The following is an 11,689-nucleotide window of genomic DNA, read 5'->3' as shown; positions in this document are numbered from 1 at the left end:
AAGCATAACGCTCTCGCAGATGGCTCTGGCGACGGCGATCTTCCATCGGACAGGCGCAAGGAGAGGCTTGTGCGATCATCTTGCCGACTATTTGCGTTGCGTATTGCGCCATTTGCCGTTGCTGATGTCGTTTGCGGCCATTGAGCGGTATGAATTGCTCTTATATCCCGTCATCGAATAGAGCGATGCACAAGTCCGCATAGTGGACATATGGGATGGTATGTGATGCTTTTCTGGCCATGAGGTATAGCGACTTGAGTAATGCGCACTACTTGCCAAGCGTTTTGCGTAGTGCGCACATAACGAACATGCATATGGGCGCGAGAATAGATGGTCTCGTTGCCATTATGGGGATTCACGTCAGTCGCTCACCCGCATGCATGTTAGGTTCGTGCGCACTACTCGCAACGCATCATGAGTAGCGCGCACTGGTATGTCAGCGTTTCCCCTAGACTGGAAGCCATGTCTTTAACTATCGGAATCGTCGGCCTGCCCAACGTCGGCAAGTCGACTCTTTTTAATGCCTTGACCCGCAACAACGTACTTGCGGAGAATTATCCCTTCGCCACCATCGAGCCGAATACCGGCATCGTGCCGCTGCCCGACAAGCGCCTGCCGGTGCTCGCCAAGCTGGTGCATACCGAGAAGATCATCCCGGCGACCGTGACCTTCGTCGATATCGCAGGCATCGTCAAGGGCGCGTCGCAAGGCGAGGGCCTGGGCAACAAGTTCCTGGCCAACATCCGCGAGGCGGACGCGATCTGCGAGGTCGTGCGCACCTTCGTGGATGACGATATCGTGCATGTCAACGGCAAGGTCGATCCTGCGGACGACATCGACACCATCAACACCGAGCTGATTCTCGCCGACCTGCAGACCATCGAGAACGCGCTGCCGAAGCTCGAAAAGGATCTGCGCGGCAAGAAGGTCAGCGGCGAGTATGTCGCCGCCGTCAATGAGGCGAAGACGATTCTCGAAGCCGGTGAAACCATCGATCACGCGTCTGCTGCGGGAAAAATCGACAAGGACGCCATCTACGACCTGCATCTGATGACCGCCAAGCCCTTCATCTATGTGTTCAATGTGGACGACAACGAGCTGCAGGATGATGCCGCCAAGCAGAAGCTCGCTGACTCTGTGGCCCCGGCCAAGGCGATATTCCTCAACGCGCAGTTCGAGGCCGACCTGACCGAGCTTGACGAGGACGACGCCCGCGAGATGCTTGCTGACGCCGGACTGGACGAATCCGGCCTCGACCAGCTCGCCCGCGTCGGCTTCGACGTGCTCGGCTTGCAGACCTTCCTGACCGCAGGCGAAAAAGAAGTCCGCGCCTGGCAGATTCACCAAGGCTGGACCGCTCCGCAAGCCGCCGGCGTCATCCACACCGACTTCGAAAAAGGCTTCATCAAGGCCGAAATCGTCTCCTACGACGACTTCGTAGCCGCCGAAGGCGCCATGACCAAGATCAAGGACGCCGGCAAGCTCCGTCTCGAAGGCCGCGACTACGTCATGCAGGACGGCGACATCGTAGAATTCAAGTTCAACGTGAGCAAGTAGGCAGTTACGTATGCGAGGGACGCTGAACCATGTTGAAATCCAGGTTCGCGACCTTGCTCCTGCCATTGATGAATGGGGCTGGTTGCTCGAAGAACTTGGCTGGGTTCCTTACCAGCGCTGGGATGAGGGCCGCAGCTGGAAATTGGGAGACACGTATATCGTCGTCGCTTCGGCCCGGCTGGTCGGCTCGCATGATCGGCGGCGTCCGGGGCTCAGCCATCTCGCCTTCCATGCCGGAAGCCGCGGCGATGTCGATCAATTGTGGCAGAAGGGGCCTTCGCGCGGTTGGAAGCATTTGTATGAAGACCGCCACCCATTCGCAGGCGGCGAGGACTGGTACGCCGCGTATATAGAGAACTCGGAGCGCTTCAAAATCGAGCTCGTCGCCGATGATGCTGAAAACGATGAGGATGCTGACTGACAGGTATGTGCTCTGAACGCTGATTGCGGATCGTCAGCGCACAGGCTCAGGCTCCGGATCGTCCTCGCGCGTCCATGCGATGGCGATGAGTTCGCGGAGCACGGTTAGGTCAATGTCGTCGAGCTTTTTCACGTAGATGCAGCCTGCGCCTTCGGTGTATGTGCCGAGTTTTGGTAATAGGCTGGCTCCGGCGGGCAGATCTTTCAGACCGTAGAGCGAAAGCTGTGCCTTGCGCGGCGAGAACCCGACTTTGGGCCATATGCCGCGATTGTGAGGATTCACGGGCGAAACATAGCGGTGGTTTCCATAACCAACAATCGATGGTCCCCACATCACTGGGTCGACGGCAGTGACCTCACGAAAGATTTCGGCAAGTGCCTTTCCATCTTCGCGACGCTTTGCAGGGGTTGCAGCGTCAAGGAATTCATCGACGTTTACGTTGGTCGGTTGCGTCTTCTGTGTTGCCATATTCCTCACCTCCGGACGCGCTTGGGGAGCTGCTCGTTGGCTCGGAGCCGGCCGAGATCGGTTCGGTAGGGGTCGCTTGCCATTGCGATGGCATCGGCGAGCTGCAGTACGCGTGCGATGGCAAGTATCGAATCCGAACGCACCGCCTTGCCCTGTTCGAGATTCGACACCGTGGTCGGGCTTACTCCATTGAGATAACCAAGCATCATACCTTTTACGTTCCTTGCTGGGCAGATATTCGGTTACGTCGCGCACGACAATGATTTGGACAGCTGCTTGGTCAGCGGCACTACATCTATTGGCGCTGGCTTCCAGCTGCCATAATGAGCTGCAACCCAGCTCGACGGCCTGCGAACCGGTTGCTCCTGCCCGCAGGTATAGCTGTAGGTAATGTCCTTGCCTGGCGCGAGAAGGCTTTTCTTTGCTGCGGTCCTAGCTGTCGGCGATGTAAACGATGCCGCAGTCGATTGTGAGATTGATAGAATCTCCGTCGGATGACCCGGATTGCCCACAGCTGCGATGGCTATGATGCTGTCGGGTTTGCATGGCTGTAATCCGAGATGGCGCAAGGTCATAGACAATGAGCGCGGGCCCGAGCCTTCGCCTGATGACGAGGACACTGGGGAGTCCGCCCGGAAATCCTCGATGGCGAATCGGCATGGTTCAGTACGGCCGCTGTCTTGCAACGGGTCGTCGTTAGGCGAGATGAACTCGGGCATTGTCAGCGCGCTCACGATAATATCCAGTCCGGGGTCGGTGCTGATGATGTTGCCCTTCGAAGCGTTAACCCCCGACGCTACATCGATTTCGCCCAATTGGGGCAGCGCAGCCGTCAAAGAGATAGGGGCTGTGCGATCGATCTGTTGACTGTTCTTCCAGCTCACGGAAGCAGTGGCGGACTCGTACGAAGCCAGTATTTCAGCCTTTCCGTTTGGAATATATGCGATTTTCGGATTCGTTTCGCCGTTGCCAGAAGACCCATCGTCAGGCTGCGGCGGCTGCCTGGGTTCTAGGTTTGTGCCGCCGCGAACCATAGTGAGCTTCGGCGTTGCGCCAGTGATGCGGCAGGGGTGGTCGCTGACGTTCACAAACCGAATCGACATTCCGCCGGTTCCCATGGCGGCGTTGGAAGATTCCGCAACGGCATGGATATTCTCGGGTTTGCAATCTGCGATGTATGGTGAATTGCTCACCGGAGTGGTTGAAAGAGTATGTATGACCCAGTACGTCTGCACTGGCGTCTCATGGTAGACGACAGAGCGAAAATTCAATCGATGCAGCGTGATGATGCTCAACGCCAAGGCGACAATCAGAACGATACCGACGCCGAGAATAACTCGTCTGCGTTTCATGAAGCGCCTTTCGATGCTGATGGCGACTTGCGTCACGCCGCCGTGCGTTGCTCCTTGGTGACGGCATTGGCAGCTGATAGGCGCTCACGGGCCTGGCAATCGGCGCACAGCCCGTGCAGCACGAGGTCACCGGAATCGACCTGGAAACCTTGGTGCGCCGCAGCAGCGACATCGGCGTCGTTAACCGGGAGAATGTCGAGGTCGAAGATACGGCCGCATTGGCGGCACACCATATGCGCGTGCGGGTGACGCTGCCCGGTGTCGTAGAGCACAGGCCCTTCGGCCAGCGCCATTTTGCGTACGATGCCCAGTTCGGCAAAGAGATCCAGTGTGGCGTACACGGTCGGCAGCGAGATGCCGGGCATAGTGTCTTCGAGCCGCTGCTGCACATCCACGGCGCTCAAATGCTGGGGGGAGGAGGCGACGATGCGGTAGATAAGCTGGCGCTGCGGAGTGTTGCGCAGCCCGCGATCATGCAGCAGGCTATCGAGGTCGCGCACCCCGCGCCGTTCCTTCAGTTCCATGTCCATAAGACCCAAGGGTACCAGCGTGTCCCCTTTATTTCCAGCGTTTCTTTTCTTTAATTTGCATCTTATTAAAAAAGACTTAAGATAAAGAACGAATAAAGATTGGAGGACCGGCATGGTCACGGAAAACGGCATGGCGATGGGTGCGCTCGCAATGGGCGGCATCGCACAGGCGCAAAGCAAGGAAATCAACGGAATGGCGATCAATTCTGCAACAAACGCGGCAAACGCAACAAACGCTGCGAGCGAAGAAAACACAGAGAACGCAGCGGCATTGGATCAGGGAGCTTCGGCATATGAGGCCGAGACGGGCGATGAGCGCGCAGTTTCGCAGGACACGCATTTTCCGCGCGGCATAAGCCATGACGCCTTCGTGCTGCAATATATTCAGCCGGGTTTGGTGGGTCTTATCGATGGCACGGTCAGTTCGCTTGCGCCGATTTTCGCCGCCGCCATGTCGTCCAGCCCGAGAACGGCATTCCTCGTCGGCATGGCCACCGCGCTTGGCGCAGGCGTGAGCATGGGCTGGTCCGAGGCGCTTTCCGACACCGGCAAAACCACGGGCCGCGGCTCGGCCATCGTGCGTGGCGTCATAACCGGCGGAATGACGACTATCGGCGGCGTCTTCCACACCTTGCCGTTCCTCATTCCCAGTCTGCGGCTATCATTGCTCATCGCGCTCATCGTGGTCGCCATTGAGCTTTTCGTAATTGCCTGGATTCGCTACCACTTCCTGCATGTGCCCATGAAGAATTCCTTGCTTGTCGTTACGTTGGGCGGTGCCATCGTGCTCGCCATAGGTATGCTGCTCGGCGTGAGCTGACGGCTTTGTATACTTAGGGCGTGCGTTGAGATTACGTAGGGATGCTGTAGCGGCAAACGTCATAGCCCTCAATGCTGCGGCCTTACATGGCATATCGGTAAATGTCGTAGCAGTAAATGTCACAGCGGCGACGAAGATGGAAGCATGAGTATTGCAATCAAGCGCATTTATGATGCCGTAGATGACTCTGCTGACAGTGACGACGGCTATCGGGTTCTTGTTGACCGGCTTTGGCCTCGGGGCATATCGAAGGTCAAGGCGCGGCTCGACCTGTGGCTCAAGGAGATCGGCCCGTCTACGGAGCTGCGCAAGTGGTTTGGGCACGACCCTGAGCGCTTCGAGGAATTTCGTTCTCGGTATATTCAGGAATTGGACGGCAATCCGGCGGTTGGCGAGCTGCTGGACATGTGCAGAACGCACGACGCGGTGACCTTGCTGTATGGGGCGAAAGACCCGAAGCATAATCAGGTTGTGGTGCTGCGTGACTATCTTGCTGAGCGGCTGTCGTGACGAGGCATTGAGGCGGGCGAAAAGTGAGCAGCGCAATGGTTCCGGATGCGGGCAACTTGGGTGGCGGCTATGACGCTGAGAGTATGGGCGTCCAGCCGCACTTCGCCAAATTTCGCATAATCGGCGAAGCTGGCACAACCGACGCGACTAATGCCGTTGGCGCAACCGACACCGTCGGCGGCAGCACCGAAGCAACCGATGCCAATAGGGCGCAGAACGCGCGCGAGCAATCGGTCAGGCGGTATTTCGCGATGTGGAAGACCCGCGATTTCAGCGATCTTGACAAGCTGTTCGCACGCGATTGCCGCTATGAGGAGTGCTATGGACCGGTCTATCGGGGATTGGAGCAAATGCATCGATGGATCAGCGATATGCTCGCCAAGCAGATAGTCGATTCGTGGGATATTCACGAGATGATGCATGGCCTGAACTCATTGGGGCTGCCGATGCTGACGGTGACATGGACGTTCAGCGGGCGTGAGAAGGACCCCTACATATTCGACGGCGTGTCCATTATCGAGTTCAATGGCGAAGGGCGCATGTGCCGAGTGCGTGAGTTCGAAGCCCAGCATGATCGGGTATTTCCTTACGGCGACAAGTGATAGACGGTGGGTATTCGGCGATAAGTGCGGCCACAAAACGCATGTTTTCCAAAACTTGAGTCTTAAGCACTCAAGTTTTATTCACTCAAGGTAAAACTCGGGAAGATGCCTACTCCTGACTCGGTTGAACACAGTGAAAGGAACACACGGGAGCTCCCTGAAGGGACTCCGGGAACGGCAGCGAAGGCGGTCGGCAGCGATGTCGGGCGCTTGACCAGCCGTTTCCCTCGTAATGCAAGGAGTATCGATTATGGCTATGTTTCCGTCACTGATGAACGACTCGATGTTCACGGATCTCTTCGACGATCCCTTCTTCTCGCAATGGCGCGAACTGCCGTCTCGCGTGAGCGGCGCGGCCGCGTCCGGCGACATGATGAAGACCGACGTGCGCGAAAGCGACAAATCCTATGACGTCGACATCGACATGCCCGGCTTCAACAAGGACGATATCGCAATCGAGCTGCACGAAGGCTACCTCACCGTGTCCGCGCATAAGGACGAGAGCCACGAGGACAAGGACGAGAAGAACGGCAAATGGCTGCGCCGTGAGCGTTATGTCGGCTCGTGCTCGCGCAGCTTCTACGTCGGCGACGCGGTGAAGGAGTCCGACATCCACGCCAGTTACAAGGACGGCACGCTGAGTCTCGCGATTGCGAAGGTCGAGCCGAAGCCGCAGGTCGAGGCCAGGCATCAGATCGCCATTGAGAGCTGATGCGTGAGCCGCGGCTTTCGAGCTGCACATGATAAGGCCGTGTCGGTACGGGGTTGCCTGTGCCGACACGGCCTTATGCTTGCGTCACGAAAAAGGCACCGTTGAGTGCGGTTATGCCCCTTTCGTGACGCTTATTAGGGCTAAGAGGCACAAAAGGGGCAGAGCTACTCGGATAATGCCCCTTTCGTGACGCTAAGCTGGGTTTACGTCCAAACGTGGTGGCAATCCCAGGGACTCTGTCTCGTTTACGACATTAACTGGGGCTAGATGTCACAAACGAGCTAGAGTCCGCGGAACTATGCCTCGCTTACGACAATTAACCCGGATAGATGTCACAAACGAGACAGAGTACGGAGGACTGGTAGAACCCGCGGGATGCAGACCGCATGATGCAGGCCGTTACTTACTCAGCTTCTGGTACTCGGGCACGCCCATGTAGCTGAACGACACGTTCTTGACATTTTTGCCAGCGGCTGCGTTGACGTTTGCGTACCAGAGCGGAATCACCGGCAGGTCCTTGAACAGCAGCTCCTGGGCCTGATGGTAGTAGCCGATTGCGCCACCCAGCGTGGTCTGCCGGGCGGCCTGGGCGAGCAGGCCATCGAAGGCTGCGCTCTTGTAATCCCCGTTGTTCAGGCCCTTGCCGTCTGCTGCCGTGGAGGAGTAGGCCTGTACGAGGTAGCCTTCGGGATGCGGATAGTCGGATTGTAGGCCTTGCAGGAATGCTGCGCCGATGGTGCGATTCTGAATCGCGCCGGTCAGCTCCTTCTGCGTGGGGAAGGCGTAGGGCTCGCTCTTGATTCCCAGTGCGTTCCCGATGGAATTGGCGATTGCCTCGACCCACGGCTTGGTGCCGCTGTCGGCGCTGTAGGCCAGGCGGAATGTGCCGTCCCACGGGGCTATCGCATCGGCCTGCTTCCAGAGCTCCTTCGACTTGGCAGCATTGTGATTGAGCACGTCGGCTCCGGCGAGGCTCGTGCTGTGTCCAACGATGGTCGGCGCAGTGAAATCGGTCGCCTGAGTGGCTGTGTTGTGCAGCACCTTCGTGATGATGGTGGCGCGGTCAACGGCCAAGGAGATCGCGGCCCGGCGCAGGCGGCCTTCCTCGCCGGTGAAATGCTTGAGATTCTGGGGGATAGTGAAGGATTTGAACCCGGGGCCGGGCTTGTTGAAGGCCTGCACCGAACCGTCCTTGGCGTAGGTGGATAGCGCGGAGTTGGGAATCGTGTCGAGCACGTCGAGGTTGCCGCCCTGCAAATCGGCGTAGGCGCTGTCCAAGTCGGTGTAGAGCCGGAAGGTCAGGCCGCCGTTCTGGGCTTTGCGCGGCCCGGTGTAGGTCTTGTTGGGTACGAGCTCGATCTGCCGGTCGTGCGTCCATGACTTGAAGCTGTAAGGCCCGTTGCCGATGGGCTTCTGCCCGAAGGCCTTAATGTCGCTGTAGGCCTCTGATGGCAGCGGCAGGAACGCTACATCGCCGACCTTGTAGGCGAAGGACGAGTCCGGGGCGGCGAGCGTCACCTTGAGCGTGGAATCATCGAGAGGGTCAAGGCCGGAAAGCTGCGCATTCTTGTCGATGCCTTTATTTTGCAGTGCGGCGTAGCCTGCGATATCGGACAGGATGGAGGCGCCCATCTGACCGTTTGCCGCATTGGCCGCGAAGGACCACGATTGAGCGTAGGTCTTCGCGGTGATCGCCTCGCCGTTGGAGAATTTTAGCCCCGGGCGCAGCTTGATCGTGTATTGCGAGGCGTCCGCGTTCGGCGTGATGGATTGGGCGTCCGCGTAGATCAGCTTGCCGCTGTTGCTGAAGGTGACCAGCCCTTCGAACAGCTGGGTGACTACTTTCCATCCGGCCAGATCGTTGGTGTCGCTGGGCACTAGCCCTGCTGCAGGCTCGGCATCGTTGACAGTGATGGTTGCCGGTCCTGATGAGGCGCTGCCGCCGCCCGAGGCCCCGCAGCCACCGAGCGCCAATGCGATGCCGAGCGCCGCTGCAAGTGCGGCGAATGTCTTGCCTTTTCGGGCTGAAATGGTCATATGATGCTCCTTACGCGGTTGCTCCTATGCTACCTGAGGGGTCTTCCCGTCAGTTGTCTTGCGCTATCGGCGCTGCTTATGACGAGCTGCCTGCGATGGGCTGCCTATGGGAAAATCGCCTATGCGAATTGGCCGAGAGCGAGTTCCTGCGCGCCCGAATCTCCGGATTACCTCTCCGAATAGCCTCTTTGAGTGGCCGAATGCGGACGGATGACGGTACAGTATGGAGTGGATAATATGAATGAATGGACGGATGGCCGCGGGGCGCGGTTTCAAGGAGGAATAGGGCATGGGTATGCCATTGGATCTGTATGTGATACGACACGGGGAGTCGGAGGCAAATGTCATCGTCAAAGCGGGGGAGGCCGGCGATAATTCCCTGTTCACGCAGGATAATGTCACGGTTCCTGATCGATCGTGGCGACTGACCGCCACCGGGCGCAAACAGGCCGACTGCATCGGGCGCTGGCTGGTCTCCAAACAGCAGCTTTTCGATCGCTACTTGGTTTCGCCGTATGTGCGCACGCGCGAGACGGCGGCGACGATGGCGCTGCCGAAGGCCAAATGGGAGGAGACGCGCGTGCTGCGCGAGCGCTCTTGGGGCGAGATCAGCACTGTCACGCAGGACGAGTTTCGCACCAATTACCAGCGCAACTGGATTTTCAAGCGCACCGACCCGCTGTACTGGCGGCCGCCGGCAGGCGAATCCATCGCCGATGTGGCCGAGAACCGTGTGCATAATCTGCTGACTTCGCTCGATCGACGGGCCGAGGCGCAGTCGGTGGTGGTGGTCAGCCATGGCGACTTCATGCAGGCGCTTATGCTCACGCTCGAAGACCTCTCCGACGAGGAATTCCTCAAGCGTGCCGATGCACCCGAATGGCGCATCACGAACTGCACCTGCCTGCATTATTCGCGCCGCGACCCGCAGACCGGGCGCACCACGCATCGCGTGCGCTGGGAACAGACTGCGCGGCCGGTGTTCGACCGGCAGGCCGGGCGCTGGGAGGTCGAGGTCGAGCCGTGGCGCGAATTCCAACGCCCGCTGCTTTCCAACGGCGATCTGGTGGATGTGGTGCATTCGGTCGATCCGCATCTCTCCGGCTTGGCGCGCTAAGCGCTCGTTGCCTAGGATGCCTAGGTATAGCTGCGCTCAGGCTCTACTACCTATCTCTCTCTGAATTTCCCTGCACCCTTTCGCAAACGCTCGGAAATAAGCCAATTGCGCCTTCATGCAAGCGATTGGAAATATGTCAGAAACGCCGATTGGCTATGGCATGGCTACAATGGCACACGATGCGCGGGCCGATTCGGTACCTCGCGCGTAATTTCCACACGAGAGATAAGAAGAGAACAAGGAGAGGGATAGCCATGAGCAATATCTTCACATGGAAACTGCATTGGGACGGCAAGACACTGAAACCGGGCGAGGTCATCGCCCCTGACGAGCGCCTGACGTGGGGGCGCACGGCGGGCATCGGAGCGCAGCACGTGGTCGCCATGTTCGGCGCGACCTTCCTGGTTCCGATTCTCACCCATTTCGACCCCTCGACCACGCTGTTCTTCACGGCGCTGTCGACGGCGCTGTTCCTGCTGATCAATATGAACAAGCTACCCAGTTACTTGGGTAGCTCGTTTGGTTTTATAGCCCCCATCGCGGCGGTCGCCTCGGCGCACAAGGGCATCGCGGTCGCCAGCTTCGGCATCATGATGACCGGCCTGCTGCTGGGACTGGTCGGCCTGCTGGTGCATTTCGCCGGAGCCAAGTGGATTGACATCATCATGCCGCCAGTGGTCAATGGCGCAATCGTCGCGATCATCGGCTTCAATCTGGCGCCGAACGTCTGGACGAACTTCAAGGCGGCACCCGACACGGCCGCAGTCACGCTGGTCGCCGTGCTGCTGGTCGCCGTACTGTTCCGTGGGCTGCTCGGCCGCCTCAACATTCTGCTCGGCGTACTGATCGGCTATATCTACGCCTGCGTGCGCGGCCAGGTTGATTTCAAGCCTGTGCAGCAGGCTGCTTGGATTGGTCTGCCGCAGTTCCACCTTCCGCAGGCCGACTTCTCGATTCTGCCGATGTTCCTGCCCGTGGTGCTCGTGCTGGTCGCTGAGAACGTGGGGCATGTCAAGTCGGTGGCGCAGATGACCGGCCGCGACTACGACAACCAGATCGGCACCGCGCTGGCGGCTGACGGTCTGGGCACCATGATCGCAGGCTTCGGCGGCGGCTCCGGCACCACGACCTACGGTGAGAACATCGGTGTGATGGCCGCGACCAAGGTCTACTCGACCGCCGCGTACTGGTGCGCAGCTGGCTTCGCGCTTATCCTGAGCCTGTGCCCGAAGTTCGGCGCGGTTATCAACACGATTCCCGTCGGCGTGCTCGGTGGCGTCACCACGCTGCTCTACGGCATGATCGGCATGATGGGTGTGCGCATCTGGGTCGACAACCATGTCGACTTCAACAAGCCGCTCAACATCATGACCGCCGCAGTCACCATGATCATCGGCATCGCCAACTTCGCCTTCGCGGTTTCCGGCGTGCAGTTCAACGGCATCGCCATCGCCACCATCGCGGTACTGGTCATGTACCACGGTCTTAAGGCCATCGGCCATGCGACCGGAGCGGTGCCCAAGGACGAGTGAGCGAGTCAAACGCTCGGAATGGATTGATTGC

Annotated in this window: 14 protein-coding genes; 9 read left to right on the top strand and 5 right to left on the bottom strand. The window is 58.8% G+C overall.

Features of this window, described 5'->3' with window-relative positions:
- Positions 1-19: 19 nt before the first annotated feature.
- The 3 genes from LKK40_RS00325 (at position 20) to LKK40_RS00315 (ending at position 1,978) form a co-directional block, all read left to right on the top strand.
- A complete protein-coding gene (locus LKK40_RS00325; protein ID WP_304308234.1) occupies positions 20-181 on the top strand; it encodes a hypothetical protein in 162 nt (53 codons plus the stop codon).
- A 281-nt stretch (positions 182-462) separates the two neighbouring features.
- The gene (gene ychF, locus LKK40_RS00320) at positions 463-1,557 is read left to right on the top strand and encodes a redox-regulated ATPase YchF (protein ID WP_304308232.1); all 1,095 of its coding nucleotides are present in this window, start codon (positions 463-465) and stop codon (positions 1,555-1,557) included.
- A 10-nt stretch (positions 1,558-1,567) separates the two neighbouring features.
- Entirely contained in the window at positions 1,568-1,978 is a 411-nt protein-coding gene (locus LKK40_RS00315) for a VOC family protein (RefSeq protein WP_304308229.1), read from the top strand.
- Between the two features lie 33 nt (positions 1,979-2,011).
- On the opposite strand, the gene LKK40_RS00310 is transcribed toward LKK40_RS00315, so the two are convergent.
- Genes LKK40_RS00310 through LKK40_RS00295 form a run of 4 tightly spaced genes read right to left on the bottom strand, consistent with a single transcriptional unit; the run spans position 2,012 to position 4,328 of the window.
- Positions 2,012-2,446, bottom strand: a complete 435-nt coding sequence (locus LKK40_RS00310; RefSeq protein WP_304308228.1) for a DUF1801 domain-containing protein — start codon at positions 2,444-2,446, stop codon at positions 2,012-2,014.
- A 5-nt stretch (positions 2,447-2,451) separates the two neighbouring features.
- Complete coding sequence (locus LKK40_RS00305) at positions 2,452-2,655, bottom strand: hypothetical protein (RefSeq protein ID WP_304308226.1); 204 nt, start codon at positions 2,653-2,655, stop codon at positions 2,452-2,454.
- A 33-nt stretch (positions 2,656-2,688) separates the two neighbouring features.
- A complete protein-coding gene (locus LKK40_RS00300; protein ID WP_304308225.1) occupies positions 2,689-3,798 on the bottom strand; it encodes a DUF4232 domain-containing protein in 1,110 nt (369 codons plus the stop codon).
- A 32-nt stretch (positions 3,799-3,830) separates the two neighbouring features.
- Entirely contained in the window at positions 3,831-4,328 is a 498-nt protein-coding gene (locus tag LKK40_RS00295; protein WP_304308223.1) for a Fur family transcriptional regulator, read from the bottom strand.
- A 112-nt stretch (positions 4,329-4,440) separates the two neighbouring features.
- Here LKK40_RS00295 and LKK40_RS00290 point away from each other — a divergent pair, with 112 nt between their 5' ends.
- From LKK40_RS00290 to LKK40_RS00275, 4 genes are all read left to right on the top strand, one after another.
- On the top strand, positions 4,441-5,148 hold the full coding sequence (locus tag LKK40_RS00290) for a hypothetical protein (protein WP_304308221.1): 708 nt from the start codon (positions 4,441-4,443) through the stop codon (positions 5,146-5,148).
- A gap of 144 nt (positions 5,149-5,292) precedes the next feature.
- Positions 5,293-5,658: a DUF488 domain-containing protein gene (locus tag LKK40_RS00285; RefSeq protein WP_304308219.1), complete on the top strand. Its 366-nt coding sequence runs from the start codon at positions 5,293-5,295 to the stop codon at positions 5,656-5,658.
- Positions 5,659-5,681: 23 nt separating this feature from the next.
- On the top strand, positions 5,682-6,260 hold the full coding sequence (locus LKK40_RS00280; RefSeq protein ID WP_304308217.1) for a nuclear transport factor 2 family protein: 579 nt from the start codon (positions 5,682-5,684) through the stop codon (positions 6,258-6,260).
- Positions 6,261-6,510: 250 nt separating this feature from the next.
- The gene (locus tag LKK40_RS00275; RefSeq protein WP_304308215.1) at positions 6,511-6,972 is read left to right on the top strand and encodes an Hsp20/alpha crystallin family protein; all 462 of its coding nucleotides are present in this window, start codon (positions 6,511-6,513) and stop codon (positions 6,970-6,972) included.
- A 399-nt stretch (positions 6,973-7,371) separates the two neighbouring features.
- Here the strand turns inward: LKK40_RS00275 and LKK40_RS00270 are convergent, their stop codons facing one another.
- The gene (locus tag LKK40_RS00270; protein WP_304308213.1) at positions 7,372-9,009 is read right to left on the bottom strand and encodes an ABC transporter substrate-binding protein; all 1,638 of its coding nucleotides are present in this window, start codon (positions 9,007-9,009) and stop codon (positions 7,372-7,374) included.
- A gap of 289 nt (positions 9,010-9,298) precedes the next feature.
- Here LKK40_RS00270 and LKK40_RS00265 point away from each other — a divergent pair, with 289 nt between their 5' ends.
- Together LKK40_RS00265 and LKK40_RS00260 are read left to right on the top strand one after the other, a co-directional pair.
- On the top strand, positions 9,299-10,126 hold the full coding sequence (locus LKK40_RS00265) for a histidine phosphatase family protein (RefSeq protein WP_304308211.1): 828 nt from the start codon (positions 9,299-9,301) through the stop codon (positions 10,124-10,126).
- A gap of 254 nt (positions 10,127-10,380) precedes the next feature.
- A complete protein-coding gene (locus LKK40_RS00260) occupies positions 10,381-11,658 on the top strand; it encodes a uracil-xanthine permease family protein (protein WP_304308209.1) in 1,278 nt (425 codons plus the stop codon).
- Positions 11,659-11,689 lie beyond the last annotated feature (31 nt).

Origin of the sequence: Bifidobacterium tibiigranuli (assembly GCF_022655035.1) — a bacterium.
GTDB lineage: Bacteria > Actinomycetota > Actinomycetes > Actinomycetales > Bifidobacteriaceae > Bifidobacterium > Bifidobacterium tibiigranuli_A.
The sequence above is the reverse complement of the archived record's forward strand: the minus strand, read 5'-3'. Positions and strand labels throughout refer to the sequence as shown.